This is a genomic window from Methylomonas sp. LW13 (assembly GCF_016865255.1).
Classification (GTDB): domain Bacteria; phylum Pseudomonadota; class Gammaproteobacteria; order Methylococcales; family Methylomonadaceae; genus Methylomonas.
In genome coordinates this window covers 937,037-959,675 of sequence record NZ_CP033381.1, presented here as the reverse complement: position 1 = coordinate 959,675, position 22,639 = coordinate 937,037, and the positions used below count along the sequence as shown (strand labels likewise).

The following is a 22,639-nucleotide window of genomic DNA, read 5'->3' as shown; positions in this document are numbered from 1 at the left end:
TAAATTTGGTGGTGGAGGGGGGAGGATTCGAACCTCCGAAGGTAGAACCGGCAGATTTACAGTCTGATCCCTTTGGCCGCTCGGGAACCCCTCCGTTACTTATTCGATCAATTATCCTTATTTCAAAAACTCCAGTCAAGTGTTTTTTTAATTCAGCCGAAGTAACAATCAAGCTCCAATTGAACTCAAATCACCCAAAACCAACGCATCCATGCTTTTCGCTAACTCGCCAAACAAACCCAGCATTCGAGCCTGACCATCACAAGACAAACTGGACAACACATAGTCCGCCACACCCACCCCCGCAACAGGACGACCTATACCAATTCTCAACCTGTAGAAATCACGAGTGTCTATATGAGCAATGATGTCACGCAACCCGTTATGCCCACCATGCCCCCCGTCTTTTTTAATCTTGACAACGCCTTCGGGAAGCTCTAGCTCATCATGAACCACAAGCATTTCTTCGGACTTAAACTTGTAATATCGCAAAAACTTACCGACAGACAAGCCGCTTTTATTCATAAAAGTCATCGGCTTTAGCAATACAAGCCCGCATCCGCCAATATTGCATTCAGCCACCTCTCCGGAAAACTGACTACTGCTCGACCAACCAGCACCAGCAAGCCCCGCCAGATATTCCACAAACAAAAACCCGGCATTGTGCCGGGTTTTTTCGTACTGCCGCCCAGGATTACCCAGACCAACAATCAGCTTAATCATTCAAACAAGACTTCAAACACTATTAGTCAGCAGATTCCACAGATCTTGGCTTGACTATTTGAGCAACCGGATGATCATGCTCAGCACCATGCTGCAACGCTGCAATCTCAACACCGGCCGGCAAAATCAAATCAGACAAATGTATTGTCGAACCAACATCTACACTAGCCAAATCTACTTCAATGAATTCCGGCAAAGCAGAAGGCATACACAACACCTCCACATCAACCATTGCATGATTGACCAAACCACCTTTTTTAACGCCTACCGAAATAGCTTCATTGATAAAATGCAAAGGAACATGAACTTTCAATTTATGCGTATCATCAACACGCATAAAGTCCATATGCAACACTATCGGCTTTGCAGGGTGCCTTTGTATATGCTTAAGAACAGCTTTTTCTGTTTTGCCGTCGATTTTAAGATCAAGCACATGGGAATAAACCGCCTCATGCACCAAATGCTTAACCACTTCATTATGATCCAGCAACAACATCTCAGGAGCACCACTACCACCATATACTACTGCCGGGACCTTACCCTGACGACGAACAACTTTGGCCGCGCTACTGCCCGAGGCACTGCGAGCTTCTGCAACAAATTCAAATACGTTAGCCATTTTTTTCTCCAAAAGCTTGTTCCACAAGCACTACTTTAATTCTTATCAGTCAACATAAAGCGAGCTTACAGACTCGCCCACAGCTATCCGACGTATTGTTTCCGCCAACATTTCCGCAACGCTTAGCTGCCTAATCTTATCAATCCCGGACAATTCTGTAGTCAACGGTATCGTATCCGTAACTACCAATTCATCAAGAACGGAATTTTTAACATTTTCCGCGGCTGCACCAGACAACACCGGATGAGTACAGTATGCAACAACCTTTTTGGCACCATTTTTCTTGAGCGCCCCTGCCGCGTGACACAAAGTACCCGCCGTATCAACCAAGTCATCCACCATGACACAGGTACGACCCTCTACATCGCCGATGATATGCATTATCTCCGACACATTCGGACGCGGCCTTCGCTTGTCGATTATCGCCAAATCAGCATCACCCAGACGCTTTGCAATGGCTCTAGCCCTCACAACACCACCAACATCCGGCGAAACCACAATCAAATCTTCGTATTCTTGCCGCCAAATATCACCTAGCAAAATTGGCGAAGCATACACATTATCAACTGGAATCCCAAAGAATCCCATGATTTGATCTGCATGCAAGTCAACAGTCAACGCCCTGTCAGCCCCAGCATTACCTATCATATCCGCAACCAATCTTGCAGTAATGGGCACCCTAGCCGACCTCGAGCGCCTATCTTGCCGCGCATAACCATAATACGGCATAACGGCAGTTATTCTCGCCGCAGACGCTCGCCTCATAGCATCGATCATTACCAACAATTCCATTAGATTTTCGTTGGTAGGCGCGCAGGTAGGCTGTATGACAAATACATCCCTACCTCTAACATTTTCTTCTATCTCAACAAAAATCTCGCCATCACTGAAACGACCAACCGTGGCCATGCCGAGGCGCATATTGAGCTTCTTCACAATACCTTCAGACAACGCCTTATTGGCATTCCCGGAAAATACCATTACCGAGGCCTCACGCATTCAAGCACTCCTAAGGAACTATTGTGTGGAGATTATGGCTGGGCTGCAAGGATTCGAACCTTGGTATGCGAGGATCAAAACCTCGTGCCTTACCGCTTGGCGACAGCCCATTAAATTGATTAAACAGATCCTTGTCTTAATTTTTCATACAGAGGCGAAACATTAAGTCCTCGAGCCAAATAAACTAACCAACTCTGACTCAACACAGAAAATGCCTCACGCGCCGACTCTTCCGAATCGAACTGGGCAAATACACAAGCCCCAGTCCCCGTCAATCTTGCTTCTGCATATTGAGACAATGCATCCAATGCATTACTCACCGGCTTATATAACTTGCTAACGACCGGAAGACAATCATTCCGCCAATCGCCTGCAATGAAGTCGCGCATTGTGATGGGTTTGCTATCTCTTGTCAACTCTTCCGTCAAAAAAATCTGTTTCGTGTTCACATGACAATCCGGCTTGATTACCACGACCCATTGTTCCGGAATCGTTATGGACTTTAATTCCTCACCAACCCCCTCACCCCAAGCGGTGTATCCATAGACAAAAACAGGCACATCGGCACCAAGCTGCAAGCCCAACTCCATCAATTCTTCTAATGGTAAATGCAGATTCCACAACCTATTCAGCACCACCAGCGTAGTAGCAGCATCGGAACTACCACCACCCAAGCCACCACCCATAGGCAGATTCTTTTCGACATCGATACACACCCCGGACGCACACCCAGTATATTGTCTCAATAAGTTGGCGGCGCGAACGGTTAAGTCTTCGTGTTCCGGAACACCAGGAATCGGATGACGCAAATAAACCCGGCCATTTTCCGCCGGATAAAATGTTATCCAGTCACACAAATCAATAATCTGAAATACTGTTTGCAGTAAATGATAGCCATCTGGGCGACGCCCGGTGATTCTCAGCATTAGATTCAACTTAGCCGGCGCAGGCCATTTCTCACCCCAACCCATCACCTGTTCTTGCATTCCCGTCACGACAAATCCCATTGATCCACTATTAATTTGATTCTTGTCTTATCTTTTTCCGCATTGATTTTTCTCGGCAGTACTAAGGCGTTAACATGCTGCATTTCTCTGAAACCAACCCGCCACCCAGACTGAAAAAATCCATCAACCTGCTCGACAAACGACTGCTCCGGATTAGGCAAGCCAAGCACCCAATACCTCAAAGCGCTCACAGGAATCGCGACACCTAACTGCTCCGCCAGCACCTCTTCTGCGGGCCCACGAAATTCTTTGTGATTGTCGCCGTCATCCACCACTACGAAATCAGCTTCGACAGTGATCATCAGCTTACCCTGAGCCAATGGCCCCGAAAGCTCAATATCATCTCTCCCTGAGCGATGCCGCCAACTCACCGACGCAGAAAACGAATCCTTCTCATCAGCCAGAGCCAATCGCCCCTCAAAATACCATTGCTGTTGCTGTTGCAACACCCTCATATCTTGCGATCGATAGGCCTCGCCCGGCTTTTCTGACAATAAAGAACAGCCGGACAAGAACATCACAGCCAACAAGAAAACACCGCCCTTAAAAATCATTGCCCGTTTTGCAAAAAGCGTTTTTTAAACTCCAACAAATATTCGTCATCAGGAGATTTTTTATAAACACTGTCGAAAAGCTCTTTTGCTTCCTTTTTCTCACCCAAAGACCAAAGCACTTCGGCAATATGCGCGGCAATTTCATTTTCCGGCTGCTTCTCGTAGGCTCTACGCAAAAACTCCAGCGCCCGCTCGGGCTTTCCAAGCTTAAACTGCAACCATCCGTAGCTGTCTATTACCACTGCCTCATCGGGCTGCAAACTGAGAGCGCGCTCCAAATATTTGGCCGCCTCCTCATAGCGTTGCGTTCTATCGGTCAACGTATAACCCAACGCATTCAGCGCCCCCACATCGTCCGGCTTTTTCTCTAAAATTTTCTGCAGGTCGGATTCAAGCACATCCAGCTTATCCAAGCGCTCGGCAACCAATGCCCTGGCATATAGCACTTCGCGATTATCGGGCATGTCTTTTAAAGCCAGTGTCAGAACATCAAAAGCTTCCTGGTATTTACCCAATTGATTGTAGAGCTCTGCCTTAACCATCAAGACCCGCAAATGCTGCTCAGGATATTTGTTATCCATGCGCTTGATGCGGGCCTCGATCTCGTCGAAGCGTTTTTGATTCATCAACAAAGACACCGCTGCCATATCCGCGTCGAATGCGTAATTGCCGTCGCTCACCCGATCAAACCAAGTTAATGCCTTATCGGGGTGCTGTTGATCAACTTCAATCTTGCCCAAGTAAAAACTAGCCTGCCCTTCCCACTCGGGATTATTCAGCAACTTCTCAAGTACGTTTTCAGCCTTATCGATCTGGCTTTGCTGCATATATACCAAAGCCAAGGTAAACAGCGTTTCAGCATCATCCGGCTTGTCTTCCAGCACACTCTGGCAAAGCTTTATCGCATCGTCGTAGTCGTGACCGTTAACCAACACTTCCAACAACATCTTTCTCAGCATCCTATCTTCCGGCGCCGCCTTAAGCGCCTTTTCCAAAGAGGCGCGCGCCTTAGACAAGTCGCCGGAGCGTCCGGCCAGCTGTGCCTGCAAGATCACAGCCTTATTCCAATCAGGCTGGATTAACAATGCTTGATTAACTTTCTGCTGGGCCAACTCGTTATTTTGCAGAACCGACGCCAAAACTGCCTGCAAGAAAAACACACTGGCTTGATTAGGATGCTCAACAGCCAACTCTTCCAACACGTCATAGGTAAATTGTGTGCGACCTTCTTTTTCCATCAACTTGGTCATTTCCAGCACACCAGCCTCAAAACCGGCCGGATCATCTGCCAGCATGGCATTGAGATTTTCGACAGCCGCCTTTTGATCTGAATTTTTAATCGCCAGTAACACGGCAAACTTTCTCGCCGCTAAATTCTTACCGTCCTTAGACAACCAAACCGTCAAGGCCTCACGGGTACGCTGCTCGTCTTTTAAAAACAAACCGATTTTGACTGCCCGCTCCGCAATCCGCGGATCATCCACTCGCTTAGCGGCCTGCAAATAAGCATCCATGGCCAAATGGTACTGATTACGCTGCCCTGCCAATTCCGCGGCCATCAGCAAATACAGCACCTCTTCGTCGATCACTGTGTTGCGATTAACTCTGCTTTCCAAACCCTCAGGCTTGACTGGCAAACCTTCTGCCTCAGGCTCTTTCTCAGGAGAAACCGCACATCCTGACATCGATAAAAACATTGCGATGGCTATCCATTTTTTCATGCAATCAATTGACCCACTTTTGAAAAACTATTGTCGATAGATTACCAGAAAAAGCCCCTGAATCAGACTGTCGTTTCATTGTATTTGGACAAAAACAGCGCATTCCTTAAAATAGTGCACTTTTCTTGTGCTATTGTTCGCAACCGATGACTCTTCTTGCCGTAGGGATAAATTACAATACAGCGCCGGTCGCCATCCGCGAACGCTTGGCGTTCCCGACGGACATGCTCGATAACACGCTGAAAAACTTGTGGAATCTTCGCGAAATCAGCGAGGCGGCCATTCTATCCACTTGCAATCGCACCGAATTTTACTATCAGGCCGACAGCGACAACCAATCCTCGTTGGTAAATTGGATAGCCGACACCAAACAGATCAAACCCGCCGACTTCACTCCTTATCTTTACAGCTACAAAGATAGCCAATCGATAAGACATATGTTCCGCGTGGCCTGCGGACTGGATTCGATGATCCTGGGCGAGCCGCAAATTCTCGGCCAAATGAAAACCGCCTACCATGCCGCTTCACAAGCCGGCACCTTGGGTCGAAATCTCAGCAAATTATTTCAACACACGTTTTCCGCTGCTAAAAAGGTCCGCACCGACACCGCCATCGGCTCCAGCCCGGTGTCTGTCGCATTTGCCGCCGTGCAACTGGCACAACAAATTTTCGACAAACTCAGCGAACAAACCGCTTTATTGATAGGTGCCGGCGAAACGATAGAACTCACCGCCCGCCATCTATACCAACACGGCATCGGCCGCATCATCATTGCCAATCGCACTTACGACAAAGCCCATGCCTTGGCGATGCAGTTCAACGGCTACGCGATCAACCTCGCCGAGTTGCCGAATCACTTGGCGGAAGCAGACATTGTCGTATCGTCCACCGCCAGCCAATTGCCGATCCTTGGTAAAGGCCGCGTAGAAAGCGCGATCAAAATCCGCAAGCACAAACCGATGTTCATGGTCGATTTGGCCGTGCCGCGCGACATCGAAGCCGAAGTTGCGCAGCTACGCGATGTTTATCTGTATACGGTTGACGATCTACAAAACACCGTCAATCAAAACATGGACTCGCGCCGCCGCGCCGCCGAGCAGGCCGAGGAAATTATCGACACTCAAGTCGAACACTTTATGGCCTGGCTACGTTCTCAAGGCGCACAGGAAACCATCCGCGATTTCCGCACTCAGGCCGAGCAAACTCGCGACGAAGCCTTGCAAAAAGCTTTAGCCCAACTCAACAGCGGCGCAGCCGCCGACGAAGTATTACAGCGCCTCGCTTACACCTTGACCAACAAACTGATCCATACACCCTGCGCGCAACTGCGCGAGGCCGGCGCCAACGAACGCCACGACCTGATCGCCGCTTCCCGCGAAATTTTCAAATTACGATAAGCCACTGAATGAAACCCTCGATACAAACCAAACTGGAAAACCTCGGCGAACGCTTCGAAGAAATCACCGCCCTACTGTCACAACCGGAAGTACAAAGCAATCAAAACCAATTCCGCAGCCTGAGCCAGGAATACGCGCAAATCGAGCCGCTGGTCGCCTGTTACAAAATCTATCAGGAAAACGAAGCCAATCTCGAATCAGCCCAGGAAATGGCTAAAGACAGCGACCCGGAGTTACGGGAAATGGCCAAAGAAGAAATCCAGGCCGCCGAAGCCCAACGCGAGGAATTGACCCAACAACTACAAATCCTGCTGCTGCCAAAAGACCCGAACGACAACCGCAACGTGTTTTTGGAAGTACGCGCCGGCACCGGTGGCGACGAAGCGGCGATCTTCTCCGGCGACCTCGCACGGATGTATCAACGCTATGCGGAACGGCAAGGCTGGAGCACCGAGATTATCAACGAGAACCGCGGCGAACACGGCGGCTTTAAAGAAGTCATCATGCGAGTAGCCGGCCAAAACGTGTATTCGCAACTAAAATTCGAATCCGGCACGCACCGCGTGCAACGGGTACCGGAAACCGAGTCGCAAGGCCGCGTGCACACCTCAGCCTGTACCGTGGCGATCATGCCGGAAGTCGATGCTGTAGACGAAATCGACATCAATCCGGCCGATCTGCGCATCGACACCTACCGCGCGTCCGGCGCCGGCGGCCAGCACGTTAACCGCACCGAGTCCGCCATCCGCATTACCCACATCCCATCCGGCGTGGTCGTCGAGTGCCAGGATGAACGCTCGCAGCATAAAAACCGCGCCCGCGCCATGTCGGTATTGCAAGCCCGTTTGATGTCGGCGGCCCAGGAAAAGCAACACGCGGAACAATCGGAAAGCCGCAAATTACAAGTGGGCAGCGGCGACCGATCCGAGCGTATCCGCACCTATAACTACCCGCAAGGCCGACTCACCGATCACCGCATCAACCTGACGCTTTATAAGCTGGAAGAAATCATGGAAGGCGGATTGGAGCATGTGATTCAACCGCTGATTCATGAACATCAGGCAGAATTGTTGACTCAGCTGGGTAATGTCTAAGCAACCTGTATGGACAGATACCAGCAATACGATTCATAGCCTGGTAGCCACTGCAAGCGCAAAGCTAAGCGCCACATCCGAAACCGCAGTACTGGACGCTGAAGTTCTGCTTTGCCACTGCCTAAACAAAACCCGCTCGTTTCTCAGAGCCTGGCCAGAACATCAGCCCGGCCCGCAACAAATCGCGCAATTTCAATTGCTGGTAAATCAGCGCGCGCAAGGCACGCCGGTTGCCTATTTAACCGGCCAACGCGAATTCTGGTCGCGCAATTTCAAAGTCAACCCGGATGTCTTGATCCCCAGACCCGACACCGAATTGCTTATAGAGCTCAGCCTGTCGCTATTACCTGCCGACCAGCCCCGTAAAATCATCGATCTCGGCACCGGCTCCGGGATCATTGCCATCACACTGGCCGCCGAACGACCATTAGCCCAGGTATTTGCCAGCGATCTAAGCTCGGCGGCTTTAGAGCTGGCCCAATGCAATGCGCAGCAACTCAAGGCTGGCAATCTGTGTTTTGTGCATTCTAATTGGTTCAAAAACATCGAAGAAACAGACTTTGATTTGGTCGTTAGCAATCCGCCCTACATTGCCGATAACGACCCGCATCTAACCATCGGCGACGTGCGCTTTGAGCCTGACAGCGCGTTGATCAGCCCCAACAACGGCCTGCAAGACATTCATCAGCTTGCCGAGCAAGCGCGTCTGCATTTAAAAGACAATGGCCAATTATTGGTCGAACACGGCTACAATCAGCAAACCGAGGTACAAGCCATTTTTAGCGAATTTGGCTACCAGCAGATCAACACCCATGCTGATTTATCCGGCAATCCACGAGTGACATCGGGAATATGGAAACCACTATGAACCACAAAGAAATTTCTCTGCCACGCAAACTTACCAACCAGTTACTGCACTTGGCGCAACTATCCCCGGATACCGAGGTTTGCGGCCTAATCGGCGCGGACAGTACCGGTATGCCGGCGAGTTGTTATCCGGTGGAAAATAGTGCAGCCACGCCGCAGACCCGATTTTTATTAGACGCCAGCCAGCAAATCGAGGCGATGCGCCAAATCCGCGAAAAAGGCGAAACGCTATTTGCTATCTACCACTCGCACCCGCACACGCCGGCCCAACCGTCAGCGACCGACATCCAGGAAGCCAGCTATCCGGATGCACTGCATTTGATCGTTTCCTTAAATACCAAGGGCGTATTGGAAATGCGCGGCTTTAAAATTGCCGGAGACAGCGCGGAAGAAGTGGAATTAAATCTGATTGAAGCTTAATCCAAGCCGTTGCAGCCCAAACCGCGTGCTCAATGCTCCCAAGACGCGGCATCTTCGATAGGTTCTAGATGCGTGTCGATGTCGATGTTGTCGAACCTGTCCTTGATTCGCTGCTCGATGGCTTCCAGCAAATCATGACCCTGCTGCACTGTCCAACTCCCAGGCACCAACACATGCACCGACATGAAACGTCTGGCGCCGGCGTAACGAGTCCGTAACGCATGATAAGCAATACGGTGGCCGACCACATATTCATCCAATACAGCAACGATTTCAGCAATTTCCTCCGGCGATAAGGCCGCATCCAATAAACCGGACACGGTCCGGCGAATCAATTGCAAGCCGGCCCAGACGATATTGAACGCCACGCCAATGGCAATAATCGGGTCGAGTATTTCCCAGCCGTTCAGGCCCAATTGCTTGGCAAACGCCAGACTCGGCTCGAAACGGTTTGCCACCGAGATGATGGCGATACCGACCAAAATCCCGACCGTCGTCCAGACATCGGTCATTAAGTGCTTACCGTCGGCTTCCAACGTGATCGACTGCCGGCGCCGGCCGACACCAATCAAAACTCGGGCAACCGCCAAATTGATCAACGAAGCAAACACCGAAACCGCAATACCCAGATCAAGTTGCCGCAGCGGCAGCGGGTTCCACAACCGTTCCCAGGCCGCATAGCCGATACTAAAAGCCGCCAACAGAATCATAATGCCTTCCGCACCGCTGGAGAAATATTCGACTTTTTCGTGGCCGTAGGCATGGGTATCGTCCGGCGGCCGCGCCGAAATAGTCAGCACCAGCAGCATGATGATCGCCGCCACCAAATTGATCAGCGACTCCAACGCATCGGACAGCAAGCCCACGGAGCCGGTCAACCAATAGGCATAGCTTTTTAATGCGATAGTACTGATTGCGGCAGCAATAGAGAGCCAACCGTAACGGGCTAGAGAGTGTTCACTCATAACTTTCGGAGTTTTTTTGATAGGCTGATCAGTCTAGCAGACTGTCTGACTCAACACTCACCTTGTGCGGATATATTCACGTCGCTCCGCGATAATCAGGGTCAACGTGAGTACTCGAGAATAATAGTGAAAACAAAAAACCCCGATTCGCAAGAAACGGGGCTTTTATTTTTAAACCAGAAACTCTTTTGGAGCGCCGAGAATCAGCGCTCCGCCATCGATTAATAGTTGAACTGCAACTGGGTACGGATCAAATCGCCGCTGGCTTGCTGCAAGAATCCAGCTGCCGTTGTTTGCGTCTGAATTTGAGTACGATTCATCGTCGCATAAGCCACGGTTAACTCCAACGCCTTGTTGATTTGATACTCGACACCGGCTTCGACCTCGTCCACATTGACTCTTGGAGCGTTGGCGACACCCTTCCAGGCACCATCATAGGTTTGCCATTTGACGTAAGGCATCATGCTACCTTTAGTACCGAATACGTTATCGATTTTATACATCGCTTGTACATAGCCACCTTCCAGATTTTGTCTTTCAATACGATTGGCAGATGGATTAAGCGTAGGGCCTGCACCCCAATTCCATTCCGCCTGCAAACCAAACGGTTGCGGGAACAACACGGCGTGAACGCCAACTCTATCTTCGCTATTATCTCTTGCGGTCGGCGTGCCTGACCCAAATCTGCTGGTATAGGCACTGGTGGACCGGTTGAATCTTCCCGACATTGCATCCGCCCCCACTTCGATGACTTGCCCACGCAAGCCCATGAAACCTAAGTCAAACGGATAAGTCGAATGAGCGACCAAATATAAGTTGTCGTTAGCTTCCGCTTTGTTAATACCCTGACCGTTATAAACACCCAAGCCCAAGACGCCGTAATCACCGGAGGTTTTCAGATTTTTCTTGGCTAGGTCTTTCCAAAGTTTTTGCACATCGCTAGGCGACCAATAGGCAAACAAACCCAGGTCACGTTCGCTGGGCACCGCGCTGTTCAATGCGTCGTCACGATCCAACGTCAGGCGGTTTTGCGAGGATTGCAGGTTTTCCCAACCGAACGGGACTTTGGATTGACCGGCACGGATTCGATATTCGTGAGCCTTATCGAACGCCAAGTCGGCATAGGCATCCCGCAACTGCGCAAAGTTCAAATCACCGTTGGTGGTTGCGAAATCCGGTTGCAGATACAAGGAGATATACTCGTTGATGTCGCCGGAAAATACCAAACGCACTCGACGCAAAGAAAAACCTTGATTGTTACCTATCGAGCCATCACCCACCGATTTCAACTCCGGCTCGCCCGCTGTTCTATCGCCGGATAGTGCTTGGTTATACCGCAACTGGGTATAGCCGCGAACATTGATTTTATTAAACCATTTTTCGTCGTTCTTGGCTTTGTCTTCGCGCTGCGCAACGATATGCTCGTCGAGCGCTTTCAGTTCGTTGGTTTTCAGCTCGAGATCCTGCTTGATTTTGTCGATCTCAGCTTTTTGTGTTTGATTGTCGGCTTCAACTTTTTTAGCAACCGTATCTTCGACTTTTTCAAATGAACCCAACTTAGTGCGACCTGGACCCGGTTCGGCAAAAATCTGCTTGGTTTTGGCATCAACATACAAATCCAGCGCCATCGCCTCGGCGCAAATACCCGAGCCAATAATGGCGACCACTGCCAGGCTCAGCTTAGAAAGTCTCATCAAATTTCTCCAATAATTATATAAATCAATGCGTTAACTCAATGATCACGATGACCAAAAAGCTTGATCGCATTGTATGGAGGCAATATGACAACTTTATGACAAAACGAATTTAGTTGGCCTATCCGTTGTTTTTTTGCGACAAAAACCGCATTCGATACAAGTCGTTAGCGTATCGGCAGCTTGATGATGGGATAGTCGAGCTCGGCCCCTGTCACCTTTAAGCAACAGATATTCCGATAATGATAAGAACCCAAGCGGGCTTAGACAGTGGGATAGAACAATTTAAAAATGACTTCGAACTCGTCGCTGATTTTGTCCAGGATGAAACTGATTTGTTCGGGCGTCAGATTCAAAGCATTGACAGCGTGGGCATCGTAGGGGTTTTCGATTCGGCTCAAGCAGTTCGCCAGTCTGACCATGGCGGCCAAATCGGCGTAAGGCCCGATCAAATCAGGAAAGCAATGCAAGCGAATACTTTCCACAATAACGTCCGGTAACATCCATTGCTTGCACAACTCGGCACCGGCTTGAAAATGGTCGAAACCGATCACGTTCTGCTCTACCGTGACCTCTTCGTCCACCGCGAGCGGGGTTTGCGATTGCAGTAATAAGTCGACTTCCCGGGCCAATACCGGAATCCGCCGATAAAACACCAATTGTCCGATGTTGTGGACCAAACCGCACAGAAATGCGGTGTCGGCATAGTGCTTGCCGAAATGAATATCCAATTCGCGTGCAATCAACGCGCAACGCAAATTTCTGGCCCAAAAATCGTGAATGGAGAAATGTTGTCCGGGTAAATCGGAAAAGCGTTCGACAATCAAGGTACCCAGCACCAGGTTCTGCAACTCACGGGTACCAATCATGGTGATGGCTTTGGTAATCGAACTGATTTGGGACGGAAAACCATAAAAAGCACTATTCACTATCTTCAGCAGCTTTACCGCCAATGCCGCATCGGCTTCTAGCACCACAGCCGCGTCTTTCGCGGTCTTATTCGGGTCTTCGACTATTTTTTTCAACAAAAAATAGGCATTCGGCGGCGAGGCGAGTTGCAAATCACCTCTCAGCAAATCGGCAACAGTTAATGTGGACGGTGAGTAAGCTATCATCAATAATTCTAAAAAATTAAATTTACACCTATACTGAAAACCAATAGCATAGAAATAGCATTAAAGGCTGCGCTTAAACCTAGACCAATTATATGAAAATACAAGCTTATTAAATGCTGCCCTCCTCCTGACCTTATGCCGACTGCTCCCGATTTTATGCCAATACCTGGATGGTATTAGATGATTGCCAATGACGCGCTCAAAGAAAAACTGATTGTCGTTGCGGAGCATAATGAAGTCTCCGCTCAAAAAATCGTTTCCACATTGAAAACGAAGGGTTTTACCGATATTCGTGTAGCTGAAAATGGCGAACAAATTTACGAGATATTAAAGCCTTACGCCGATCAACCCGACAGGATCGGTCTGATCGTGCTGAACGCAAGGCTGCCGCTTTGCCAAGCTCGGGAAATGTGCCAGAGTTTATCCAGCGCCAATTCGGTATCGGTCATTCCGGTAGTAATTCTGAACGACGACAGCTTTGCCTGTGAGCTCGACAGTTGTCAACCGCAACAGGACAATTGTCTAACTTACAAAATCAACACCCCCGTCAATACCCAGGAATTAATACTGGCAGTAAAATTTTTGCTGAGCCTGAAACAGGAACGCCAACTGCGCCACCGTCAGGAAGAACAATTGATCAATGAATTGGCCGCCAAAAACGTTATTGATGCCAAACTCAAGTTTCTGGTTGCCCACGACGAATTAACCGGCTTATTCAATCGCAGCAGTTTCGAACGTCAGCTGAGATTGGTATTAAATCACAGCAATAAAACGCAAAAAGACGGGTCTCTATTATTCATTGATGTGGACCGCTTCAGCCTGATTAACGAACTGGAAGGCTTTGAAGTAGGTGATCGTTTACTGGTCGAAATGGCCATTCTGGTCCGAAAGCTATTACCAGCCGGCAGTTTATTCGCCCGTATCGGCGCCGACGAGTTTTGTTTATTCCTGGAAAACAAAACCAAAAAGCAAGCACAGATTCTCGCGGAAACCATCAAAACCACCGTGGACAATTTTCGGTTCTTCACCGGCGAAGTGTCTTACAGCGCCTCGGTTTCCATCGGCATTGCCGCGCTGGACAATACCGTTTCCGCGTTTCATCCGGGCGAAATGATTTTACATGCCCGCCAAGCCTGCAACTTTGCAAAAAGCACCGGCAGAGACAAAATCTGCGTCTACAACAGCGATGATCTCATCGTCAAGGAAAGACGCCGCGACATTTACTGGGTGCCGCTTATTCGCAAGGCCTTGCGGGATAACCAGCTATTTCTGGTGTTCCAGCCGGTGGTACAGCTGTCTGATGGCAATGTTTCGCACTATGAAGTGTTATTGCGCATGCGCGGCGAAGGCAATGAAGTCATCACGCCGGATCAGTTTATTCCGGTAGCCGAAAGAACCGGCTTGATTCACGCGATAGACCTGTGGGTCGTTGAAAATGCCATCGACTTTCTGGCGGCACTGCCCACTTACATGTCTTATATTTCCCTGGCTGTGAACCTTTCAAGTACCGCGTTTCAGTATCCGGATTTACTATCCACTATTAAGGATAAACTGGAAATGACCTGGATAGACGCCAACCGTTTGACCTTCGAAATCACCGAAACAGCCGCCGTGGACAATTTTGAAAAAACCCGGCACATGATTAACAAAATCAGAGCCTTAGGCTGCAAATTCGCGCTAGACGATTTCGGCGCTGGCTTTTGTTCGTTCAACTATCTCAAAACCTTTCCGGTCGATTACGTGAAAATCGACGGTCAATTCATCAGAAACCTGCTCGACAACGAAACCGATCAAATACTTGTCAAATCCATGGTGGAAATTGCCTCAAAACTCGGCAAGAAAACCATCGCCGAATTCGTCGAATCGGCAGGTACGGCGGTAAAGCTGAAGGAAATCGGCGTAAACTTCGGCCAGGGCTACGCATTCGGCAAACCCGAGCAGAATCTACTGGATGGTCAGAAGGTTTCGCTTAACCTTTTGCTGGGCAGCAATCAGGTGGCCAGTCCAATCAGTTGAAACGGATTAAACGTAATTCGCGAACTTTTTAGCAATTGGGGTATTAGTTTACCGACTTGATTAGCTCTGGTATATTCGCTCGCGGTGTTTAAAACGTGTCATCACATTGTTCTGAATCTTAATAAATAAAACAAACAAAAGGGGAAGGGTTATGGCTGAATTGCTTTTTATAGCGACAACTATTTTTGTAGCTTACGTAGTATTTGTGGTCATGGGTGGCAAAAAGGAAAAACCGGAAACTAGTAAACCCGAGCCCGCCAAGCCGGAAGCGACTAAACCGGCCATCCAAACCGAACTGACACCGCCTCCTCCCGCAGTTGTAAAAACCGCCGAAAAACCCGCTCCAGCCAAAGCCGCCACACCCAAACCCGCCGCACCCAAAGCCAGTAAATCCGCCCCGGCCAAAAAAGCCGCCGCCCCTGCGCCAGCAGCGCCAGTCGATAGTCTGAAAAATCCAAAAACAGGTGAAGTCGCCAAAATCCCAGCGAGTTATGCCTTTGCCAAACGTTGGATCAAAGACGCGCTGGTAGAAGAAGGCCTGTTGGACAAAGTGTATAAAAACAACGAACTAGACGATGCCGCAAACGCCAAAATTCAAGCCGCGCTGCAACAATTGAAAGGCATGAGTAAGTATCAATAAGCATGCCTGTGGATATTTAGGCGAGTAGCACGCCCCTACTCGCTTACAGTTATTTTCTGTTATTCAAGACCCAACTTTTTCAAACGATACCGCAGCGAACGGAAGCTTAGACCCAAGTATTTAGCGGTAGCGGTTTTGTTCCAACGATTTTCCTCCAGCGCCGCACTCAAGGCTTTTTTCTCTATGTCTTCGAGATAGGCTTCCAGCGACATTTTCTCGGCGTCGAAATCTTCGACCGCAGCCAATTCCATCCCCAACGGCAAGTTCAGATCGTCGGCTTCAATCACGCCGCCATCGTGCAAGGCCAGCGCCCGCTCCAATATATTTTCCAGCTCCCGAACATTGCCGGGAAAATAGTAGTGCTTTAACGCATTTAGCGCAGAGTCGCTGAGTTTGGGCAAATCCATACCGTTGGCATTAGCCAAGCCCGCCAATAAGTGTTCGGTAAGCTGAGGAATATCAGCAGGCCGGGCGCGCAGGGGTGGCAAACTCAGCTCGATGACATTGATCCGGTAGTACAAATCCTGCCTAAAACTGCCTTCTTGGACCATCTTGGTCAAATCCTTGTGGGTTGCGCTCAATAAGCGCACATCAACGGCTACTTCCCGCTGCTCGCCAACCGGGCGAACCTTTTTCTCTTGAATTGCCCGCAACAATTTGACTTGCAAGGGCAAAGGCAAATCAGCCACTTCATCCAAAAACAAGGTGCCGCCATCGGCCGCCTGAAACAATCCTTGCTTGTCGGCTACCGCGCCGGTGAAACTGCCTTTTTTATGCCCGAAGAATTCGCTTTCCATCAATTCAGGCGGAATCGCTCCGCAATTAACCGCAATAAACGGTTTCTCCCCGCGCGGGCTTTGCTGGTGTATCAATCTGGCCACCAACTCCTTGCCCGAACCGGACTCTCCGCTGATATAAACCGGCGCCTGGTTGCGCGCCACCTTGTCGATCTTCGAGCGAATAGCGCACATTAATGCCGATTCGCCTAGCAAGATGTCGCGGGTACGGCGCTCCTTGTCGGAAACCCTAGTTAGCGAGGCTTGCAGCGCATGACTGACCAGCTGCCGCAATACCCCCAAATCGACCGGCTTGGACAGGAAGTCAAAAGCTCCCTTTTTCATGGCTTTGATCGCAATATCCATGCTGCCATGCGCAGTAATCACCGCCACCGGTAACTGCAAACCGGCCAATTGAATATGATCGACCAAATCCAGCCCATCGCCGTCCGGCAGCTTCATATCGGTGAGACACAAATCAAACACTTCAACGGCCAGTAACTGTTTGGCCTCGGCCAAATTGGCCGCGCAGCGAGTTTGAATGTGCATGCGGTTCAGGGTTATTTCGAGTAATTCTTGGATGTCGGGTTCGTCATCGACAACCAGGGTGACAGGCATATTCATATTTCAATGACGGCGTGATCGGCATTAGCCAGCAACAAAGTGAAACAAGGTTTTCCGGAATGGGCGGCGTAACTTAACTCCGCTTGATTCAGTTCGGCCAATTCCCTGGAAATATACAACCCTAACCCGGTACCTTGGTGGGAAGTGGTAAAAAACGGTTCGAACAAATGCTGCCGGTGCTCTGCGGCAATTCCGGCGCCATTATCGATAATTTTAATGCACGGCGCCTCCTGCATCTGCGACACTTCAAGCACGATGGCCCCTAGCTCAGGCTTACCGTATTGCAAAGCATTGGCGCAGAGATTGTCGAGAATTTGCTTCAAGTGGCCACTATCAATACAGGCATTCAAGCCTTGCGCTTTAAAAATCAATTTAAAACACTCCGCCCGCTCGCCCAGATTCAATTTCTGCTCGTCAAGGTAGGCCGGCAACCACTGGTCCAAAGCGATTTTTTGTTTCTGCGACGGGTTGCGCCGAGACAACTTGAGAATGTCCTCGATGATGCTGTTTACCCGCTGGCAATGGTGCTGAATAATTTCCGTCAAACGTAGCTCTTGCACATCTAAGTCCGGTGCTTCGGATAACAATTGCCCGGCATGGCTAATGGCGCTGAGCGGATTGCGAATTTCATGGGCAATACTGGCGGTCAACCGGCCCAGAGACGCCAGCTTGCTCTGTTGTAGGCGTTGGTTATACAAGGCAATGTCCTCGAAAATCAGCATGTACAACGCTTCGTCATCCATACTTAATTCGGAAAATCGCACTTGCACTTCGTTGCGATTGGCTAATTGGATAATGGCAAAATCCTGATCCCGATTGGCGCGCCACAACTCGAAAGCTTGCCTCAGTTCCGGCGCCACCTCGGCCAGTTCCTCCGGATGCAAGACCAAACCCAGCAAACGCAACGCCGATTGATTGGACAGTTGAGTCACCTGCCGCTCATCGACGATCATGATGCCCGATTGCAAATGCTGGATGATATAGCGGTTAAGACTCTCCAGCCTGGCGATAGTATGCTCGTGCCGTCTGGCCAACACCGCCGATTGTTCGGCACGCTGTGCCAGGATTACCGATAAAAACGCTATCGAAAAAAACGCCACGCCCAGCATCCCGGCATAAGTCAAGGTAGTATTTTCGAAGGCATGCGTTTCTATCGCATACACCTCTTCAGCAAGAATTGCCAGACTAGCCAAGGCCGCAAACAACATCGCGCAGCGCCCACCAATCAGCAAACCACCCGCCGCTATCGAGATAGCCAGCAAGATGCCAATACCGCTGCCGATGCCACCGCTGGCGTGCATCAGCAAGGTAATGAAGACTATATCGGTAAAAATAAATAACTGTGCCAGACTGGCATAAGCCCAACGCGGTCTAAATGCGACCGGCGCGGCAATCAGCGAAATCCCCAGATAGGCAACACTGGTGAACTGGTACAATGATGCGTCGTAGGAACCCAATAACGACGGCCCAAAGCGCAAATAAAACAGCATTACAAACAGGCAGGCGGTAACAAACCGATAGAGGGCGAAAATCTTCAACATCAACCATGCTTGCCGAACGGGAATGCCGTACCCCTTGGAAAAAGGGCAGGGATAAATAGTATCGACCGATGAAGAAAGCATTGCCCGAGTTTTTATGCAGAGTTAGTTAGAATGTTTGTCAGTTCAATCATAGCACCAACTTGAGACGCGATTTAAGCCATCCATGGAGCACTAAATGAATATTCACGAATACCAGGCGAAACAACTCTTTAAAGCGTTTTCGATCCCCACGCCACAAGGCGCCGTGGCGACCACAGCCGAACAAGCGCAGCAAGCCGCCCAGTCCTTAAGCAGCTCTGCCTGGGTGGTAAAGGCGCAAATTCATGCCGGCGCCCGAGGTAAAGCCGGCGGCGTAAAAGTTGCCCGGACCCTGGAGGAAGTAAAGGCTTACAGCGCGGCGATGCTGGGTACACGTTTAGTGACGCATCAAACCGATGCCGCCGGCCTGCCGGTCAATAGCGTTTGGGTGGAAGAGGCTTCTGCAATCAATCAAGAATATTATTTGAGCCTGTTGCTCGACCGGGAAAGTGAACGGCTGATATTTATTGCCTCGGCCTCAGGCGGCATGGACATCGAAGCGGTGGCTGCTGAAACACCTGAAAAAATAGTCAAGGTGCCGGTGCACCCCGCAGCGGGTTTACAACCTTATCAATGCCGCCAAGTAGCCGCTGCACTAGGCTTGGGCAAAGAACAGCAAAGCCAGCTGCAGAGCATTATGAGCGGCCTGTATCAACTGTTTTTGACCAAAGATGCCAGCCAAATCGAAATCAACCCGCTAATCCAAACCGATGACGGCAAACTGGTGGCACTGGACGGCAAGATCAATTTCGACGACAACGCCATCGCCTTACATCCTGACATAGCCGCGATGCGCGATGCCTCGCAAGAAGACGCCAAGGAAGCGGAAGCCAAACAGTTCGATCTTAACTACATCACGCTGGACGGCAATATCGGTTGCATGGTCAACGGTGCCGGCCTGGCCATGGCGACGATGGACATGGTGAAGTTGAAAGGCGGTGCGCCGGCCAATTTTCTGGATGTGGGCGGCGGCACCAATAAAGACAAAGTCAAAGCCGCGTTTAAATTGATTTTGTCCGACGGCACCACCAAAGCAGTGCTGGTGAATATTTTCGGCGGCATCGTCAAATGCGATGTAATCGCCGCCGGCATCCTGGCGGCCGTTGAGGAAATGCACTTAACAATCCCGGTCGTGGTACGCCTGGAAGGGACTAACGTCGAACAGGGCAAAGCCATGCTAAGCCAATCGGGACTGGGCCTGGTAGCTGCGGATAATCTAAACCATGCTGCCGAATTGGCGGTAAAACTGGCGCAAGAGGTAGCCTAATGTCTATTTTGATCGACAAACAGACTAAAGTCATTTGCCAAGGCTTCACCGGCAAACAGGGTACATTTCACTCCGAACAAGCACTCGCTTACGGCACGCAGCTAGTTGGAGGCGTCACACCGGGTCGCGGCGGCTCCAAACATCTGGATCTGCCGGTATTCGATACTGTCGAACAAGCCGTGAAAGCCACCGGCGCCACGGCAACGATGATCTATGTACCGCCGTTTTTTGCCGCCGACGCGATTCTGGAAGCGGTCGACGCCGGCATCGAGCTGATCGTCTGCATCACAGAAGGCATACCGGTGCTGCAAATGTTAAAGGTCAAAGCGGCCATGCAAGGCACGAGCTCATTGCTGGTCGGCCCCAACTGCCCTGGCGTGATTACACCAGGGCAATGCAAGATCGGCATCATGCCCGGCCATATTCATCTACCCGGCAAAATCGGCATTGTTTCCCGTTCCGGCACCCTGACCTACGAAGCCGTGCATCAAACTACCCGCGAAGGCCTGGGACAAAGCACCTGCGTCGGCATCGGCGGCGATCCGATCCATGGCATGAATTTCATCGACGTGCTGAGCCTTTTCCAAGACGACCCGGACACCCATGGCATCGTGATGGTCGGCGAAATCGGCGGCAGCGACGAGGAACAGGCTGCGGACTTTATCAAAGCCCACGTTACCAAACCTGTGGTCGGCTACATCGCCGGCCAAACCGCGCCTCCCGGCAAACGTATGGGTCACGCCGGTGCGATTGTCACCGGTGGCGCCGGCACAGCGGCAGGCAAAATTGCAGCCATGCAAGCGGCCGGCGTGAGCATGGTCAGCTCGCCTTCGGATATAGGCGTCGCGATGCGGGATTGTTTTTCCAAAACATAATGTCGATAAAAATAGCGCTAGCCCAACTGAACTTAACAGTTGCCGACATTCAAACCAACACCGGCAAAATTCTGGCCGCCGCTGAACAAGCCAAACAGCGGCAGGCCGATTTGGTGGTGTTTCCGGAGCTATGTGTCACCGGTTACCCACCTGAAGACCTACTGTTTCGACCGGATTTTATTCACCAGGCGCAACAAGCGGTTGCCGAAATTGCCAAGAAGATTGCCGGTATCACGCTTGTGATCGGTTACCCGATGCAACAGGATGGCCGGCTATATAACACGGCCGTGGCATTACGCGACGGCGAAACCCTAGCCGATTACCACAAACAAGCCCTGCCCAACTACGGGGTATTCGATGAACAGCGTTACTTCAGCGCCGGCGACCAAACCTGCCTGTTCACGGCAAATGACAGTCGCATAGCATTGACGATTTGCGAAGATATTTGGCGACCCGGCATCATCGCCCAAAACCGAGCGTCCGGGGCGGACATTATCCTGACGCTGAACGCCTCGCCGTTTCATGCCGGCAAGATGCAGCAGCGCGAGGACATCATCTGTTCGCAAATTAAAGCCGAGCAGATACCGTTGGTTTATGTCAATCAAATCGGCGGCCAGGACGAGTTAGTGTTCGACGGCGCCTCGTTTGTCGCAAATCGTAACGGCGATGTCGTGTTCCGAGCAGCCGAATTTGCCGAGCAACTCAGCATCGTCGAGTTTGTCGATCATGAGCCGCAAATATCCACCATCGCCGACTTGTATCAACCCGTGGTCAGCGAATATAAGGCGCTGGTGTTGGGCATTCAAGACTACGTACGCAAAAACGGCTTTCAAGGCGCGATTCTGGGCTTGTCCGGCGGTATCGACTCCGCACTGGTATTGGCGTTGGCGGTGGATGCGCTGGGCGCCGATCATGTCGAAGCCGTGTTGATGCCATCGCGCTATACCCAAGACATGAGCAACCAGGACGCGATCCTGGAAGCCGAGGCGCTGGGTGTCAAATATCACGTGTTGCCCATCGAACCGGCGGTAACTGCCTTCAACGGCATGCTGGCCCCGCTGTTTGCAGGCAGCCAAAAAGACACCACCGAAGAAAACATCCAAGCCCGTTGCCGTGGCGTGTTGTTGATGGCCATTTCGAATAAACAAGGCAAGCTACTGTTGACCACCGGCAACAAAAGCGAAATGAGCGTGGGCTACGCCACACTTTATGGCGACATGGCCGGCGGTTTTGCGCCTTTAAAAGACGTATCGAAATTACTGGTCTACCAACTCGCCGAATACCGCAACACCTTGTCGCCGGTCATTCCGCAACGGGTTATCACCCGCGCACCATCGGCGGAATTGGCGCCGGACCAAAAGGACGAAGATTCGCTGCCACCTTATTCTGTGTTGGATCCTATACTTACTTTGTATGTGGAACAGGACAAATCCGCCGCCGAGATCGTGGCACAAGGCTTCACGGTTGCCGATGTACATAGAGCGATTTCGCTGGTGGATAGAAACGAATATAAACGTCGGCAATCGCCGCCCGGCATTCGCATCACACCCAGAGCGTTTGGTCGTGACCGCCGCTACCCTATTTCATCCGCTTATCGCGGCACGGCCGCGCTTAATCAACCAGCGCCCGACAACGTTAAGGAGTAAA

20 protein-coding genes and 2 tRNA genes are annotated in these 22,639 nt (G+C 50.6%); 9 read left to right on the top strand and 13 right to left on the bottom strand.

What is annotated here, in order from left to right:
- Positions 1–9: 9 nt before the first annotated feature.
- The 8 genes from JL719_RS04170 to JL719_RS04135 all read right to left on the bottom strand — a co-directional run bounded on the left by JL719_RS04170 (position 10) and on the right by JL719_RS04135 (position 5,623).
- A tRNA-Tyr gene (locus JL719_RS04170) sits at positions 10–94 on the bottom strand.
- A gap of 74 nt (positions 95–168) precedes the next feature.
- Positions 169–723: an aminoacyl-tRNA hydrolase gene (pth, locus tag JL719_RS04165; protein WP_033156111.1), complete on the bottom strand. Its 555-nt coding sequence runs from the start codon at positions 721–723 to the stop codon at positions 169–171.
- Positions 724–745: 22 nt separating this feature from the next.
- The gene (locus tag JL719_RS04160) at positions 746–1,342 is read right to left on the bottom strand and encodes a 50S ribosomal protein L25/general stress protein Ctc (protein WP_033156110.1); all 597 of its coding nucleotides are present in this window, start codon (positions 1,340–1,342) and stop codon (positions 746–748) included.
- A gap of 45 nt (positions 1,343–1,387) precedes the next feature.
- Positions 1,388–2,341, bottom strand: a complete 954-nt coding sequence (locus JL719_RS04155; protein WP_033156109.1) for a ribose-phosphate diphosphokinase — start codon at positions 2,339–2,341, stop codon at positions 1,388–1,390.
- A gap of 35 nt (positions 2,342–2,376) precedes the next feature.
- Positions 2,377–2,451 (bottom strand) — tRNA-Gln (locus JL719_RS04150).
- Positions 2,452–2,460: 9 nt separating this feature from the next.
- Complete coding sequence (gene ispE / locus JL719_RS04145; RefSeq protein ID WP_084153251.1) at positions 2,461–3,348, bottom strand: 4-(cytidine 5'-diphospho)-2-C-methyl-D-erythritol kinase; 888 nt, start codon at positions 3,346–3,348, stop codon at positions 2,461–2,463.
- Complete coding sequence (gene lolB, locus JL719_RS04140) at positions 3,333–3,902, bottom strand: lipoprotein insertase outer membrane protein LolB (protein ID WP_033156108.1); 570 nt, start codon at positions 3,900–3,902, stop codon at positions 3,333–3,335. The genes ispE and lolB overlap by 16 nt, the downstream gene beginning before the upstream one ends.
- Positions 3,899–5,623, bottom strand: a complete 1,725-nt coding sequence (locus JL719_RS04135; protein WP_033156107.1) for a tetratricopeptide repeat protein — start codon at positions 5,621–5,623, stop codon at positions 3,899–3,901. The genes lolB and JL719_RS04135 overlap by 4 nt, the downstream gene beginning before the upstream one ends.
- Positions 5,624–5,769: 146 nt before the next feature.
- Between JL719_RS04135 and hemA the strand changes: the two genes are divergently transcribed.
- From hemA to JL719_RS04115, 4 genes are read left to right on the top strand one after another with little or no spacing between them, the layout of a single operon-like run.
- Complete coding sequence (gene hemA, locus JL719_RS04130) at positions 5,770–7,020, top strand: glutamyl-tRNA reductase (RefSeq protein WP_033156106.1); 1,251 nt, start codon at positions 5,770–5,772, stop codon at positions 7,018–7,020.
- 8 nt (positions 7,021–7,028) lie between these two features.
- Positions 7,029–8,114, top strand: coding sequence for a peptide chain release factor 1 (prfA, locus tag JL719_RS04125; RefSeq protein ID WP_033156105.1), 1,086 nt, complete (start codon positions 7,029–7,031; stop codon positions 8,112–8,114).
- Positions 8,107–8,982, top strand: a complete 876-nt coding sequence (gene prmC, locus JL719_RS04120) for a peptide chain release factor N(5)-glutamine methyltransferase (protein WP_033156104.1) — start codon at positions 8,107–8,109, stop codon at positions 8,980–8,982. Before prfA ends, prmC begins: the two co-directional genes overlap by 8 nt.
- Positions 8,979–9,401 (top strand): M67 family metallopeptidase, encoded by a 423-nt coding sequence (locus JL719_RS04115; protein ID WP_033156103.1) that lies wholly within the window; start codon positions 8,979–8,981, stop codon positions 9,399–9,401. Before prmC ends, JL719_RS04115 begins: the two co-directional genes overlap by 4 nt.
- A 29-nt stretch (positions 9,402–9,430) precedes the next feature.
- Here JL719_RS04115 and JL719_RS04110 read toward each other — a convergent pair whose 3' ends face one another.
- From JL719_RS04110 to JL719_RS04100, 3 genes are all read right to left on the bottom strand, one after another.
- The gene (locus tag JL719_RS04110) at positions 9,431–10,366 is read right to left on the bottom strand and encodes a cation diffusion facilitator family transporter (RefSeq protein ID WP_033156102.1); all 936 of its coding nucleotides are present in this window, start codon (positions 10,364–10,366) and stop codon (positions 9,431–9,433) included.
- A gap of 221 nt (positions 10,367–10,587) precedes the next feature.
- Entirely contained in the window at positions 10,588–12,060 is a 1,473-nt protein-coding gene (locus JL719_RS04105; protein WP_051669833.1) for a porin, read from the bottom strand.
- Positions 12,061–12,323: 263 nt separating this feature from the next.
- Positions 12,324–13,175, bottom strand: a complete 852-nt coding sequence (locus JL719_RS04100) for an HDOD domain-containing protein (RefSeq protein ID WP_033156101.1) — start codon at positions 13,173–13,175, stop codon at positions 12,324–12,326.
- 180 nt (positions 13,176–13,355) lie between these two features.
- Here JL719_RS04100 and JL719_RS04095 point away from each other — a divergent pair, with 180 nt between their 5' ends.
- Positions 13,356–15,191 carry a GGDEF and EAL domain-containing protein gene (locus tag JL719_RS04095; protein ID WP_033156100.1) on the top strand — a complete coding sequence of 612 codons (1,836 nt, stop codon included), beginning with the start codon at positions 13,356–13,358 and terminating at the stop codon, positions 15,189–15,191.
- 151 nt (positions 15,192–15,342) lie between these two features.
- Positions 15,343–15,831 (top strand): hypothetical protein, encoded by a 489-nt coding sequence (locus JL719_RS04090; RefSeq protein WP_033156099.1) that lies wholly within the window; start codon positions 15,343–15,345, stop codon positions 15,829–15,831.
- Between the two features lie 59 nt (positions 15,832–15,890).
- Here JL719_RS04090 and JL719_RS04085 read toward each other — a convergent pair whose 3' ends face one another.
- Positions 15,891–17,231, bottom strand: coding sequence for a sigma-54-dependent transcriptional regulator (locus tag JL719_RS04085; protein WP_033156098.1), 1,341 nt, complete (start codon positions 17,229–17,231; stop codon positions 15,891–15,893).
- On the bottom strand, positions 17,228–18,853 hold the full coding sequence (locus JL719_RS04080; protein ID WP_033156097.1) for a sensor histidine kinase: 1,626 nt from the start codon (positions 18,851–18,853) through the stop codon (positions 17,228–17,230). The genes JL719_RS04085 and JL719_RS04080 overlap by 4 nt, the downstream gene beginning before the upstream one ends.
- A 94-nt stretch (positions 18,854–18,947) precedes the next feature.
- On the opposite strand from JL719_RS04080, the gene sucC reads away from it, so the two are divergent.
- From sucC to JL719_RS04065, 3 genes are read left to right on the top strand one after another with little or no spacing between them, the layout of a single operon-like run.
- A complete protein-coding gene (sucC, locus tag JL719_RS04075) occupies positions 18,948–20,117 on the top strand; it encodes an ADP-forming succinate--CoA ligase subunit beta (RefSeq protein WP_033156096.1) in 1,170 nt (389 codons plus the stop codon).
- Positions 20,117–20,992, top strand: coding sequence for a succinate--CoA ligase subunit alpha (gene sucD / locus JL719_RS04070; RefSeq protein ID WP_033156095.1), 876 nt, complete (start codon positions 20,117–20,119; stop codon positions 20,990–20,992). The genes sucC and sucD overlap by 1 nt, the downstream gene beginning before the upstream one ends.
- Positions 20,992–22,638: an NAD+ synthase gene (locus JL719_RS04065; protein WP_033156094.1), complete on the top strand. Its 1,647-nt coding sequence runs from the start codon at positions 20,992–20,994 to the stop codon at positions 22,636–22,638. The genes sucD and JL719_RS04065 overlap by 1 nt, the downstream gene beginning before the upstream one ends.
- The last annotated feature ends 1 nt before the right edge of the window (position 22,639 follow it).

Coding starts and splice junctions, on each gene's coding strand:
- pth (WP_033156111.1), bottom strand. CDS start 723: ATGATTAAGCTGATTGTTGGTCTGGGTAATCCTGGGCGGCAGTACGAA.
- JL719_RS04160 (WP_033156110.1), bottom strand. CDS start 1,342: ATGGCTAACGTATTTGAATTTGTTGCAGAAGCTCGCAGTGCCTCGGGC.
- JL719_RS04155 (WP_033156109.1), bottom strand. CDS start 2,341: ATGCGTGAGGCCTCGGTAATGGTATTTTCCGGGAATGCCAATAAGGCG.
- ispE (WP_084153251.1), bottom strand. CDS start 3,348: ATGGGATTTGTCGTGACGGGAATGCAAGAACAGGTGATGGGTTGGGGT.
- lolB (WP_033156108.1), bottom strand. CDS start 3,902: ATGATTTTTAAGGGCGGTGTTTTCTTGTTGGCTGTGATGTTCTTGTCC.
- JL719_RS04135 (WP_033156107.1), bottom strand. CDS start 5,623: ATGAAAAAATGGATAGCCATCGCAATGTTTTTATCGATGTCAGGATGT.
- hemA (WP_033156106.1), top strand. CDS start 5,770: ATGACTCTTCTTGCCGTAGGGATAAATTACAATACAGCGCCGGTCGCC.
- prfA (WP_033156105.1), top strand. CDS start 7,029: ATGAAACCCTCGATACAAACCAAACTGGAAAACCTCGGCGAACGCTTC.
- prmC (WP_033156104.1), top strand. CDS start 8,107: ATGTCTAAGCAACCTGTATGGACAGATACCAGCAATACGATTCATAGC.
- JL719_RS04115 (WP_033156103.1), top strand. CDS start 8,979: ATGAACCACAAAGAAATTTCTCTGCCACGCAAACTTACCAACCAGTTA.
- JL719_RS04110 (WP_033156102.1), bottom strand. CDS start 10,366: ATGAGTGAACACTCTCTAGCCCGTTACGGTTGGCTCTCTATTGCTGCC.
- JL719_RS04105 (WP_051669833.1), bottom strand. CDS start 12,060: ATGAGACTTTCTAAGCTGAGCCTGGCAGTGGTCGCCATTATTGGCTCG.
- JL719_RS04100 (WP_033156101.1), bottom strand. CDS start 13,175: ATGATAGCTTACTCACCGTCCACATTAACTGTTGCCGATTTGCTGAGA.
- JL719_RS04095 (WP_033156100.1), top strand. CDS start 13,356: ATGATTGCCAATGACGCGCTCAAAGAAAAACTGATTGTCGTTGCGGAG.
- JL719_RS04090 (WP_033156099.1), top strand. CDS start 15,343: ATGGCTGAATTGCTTTTTATAGCGACAACTATTTTTGTAGCTTACGTA.
- JL719_RS04085 (WP_033156098.1), bottom strand. CDS start 17,231: ATGAATATGCCTGTCACCCTGGTTGTCGATGACGAACCCGACATCCAA.
- JL719_RS04080 (WP_033156097.1), bottom strand. CDS start 18,853: ATGCTTTCTTCATCGGTCGATACTATTTATCCCTGCCCTTTTTCCAAG.
- sucC (WP_033156096.1), top strand. CDS start 18,948: ATGAATATTCACGAATACCAGGCGAAACAACTCTTTAAAGCGTTTTCG.
- sucD (WP_033156095.1), top strand. CDS start 20,117: ATGTCTATTTTGATCGACAAACAGACTAAAGTCATTTGCCAAGGCTTC.
- JL719_RS04065 (WP_033156094.1), top strand. CDS start 20,992: ATGTCGATAAAAATAGCGCTAGCCCAACTGAACTTAACAGTTGCCGAC.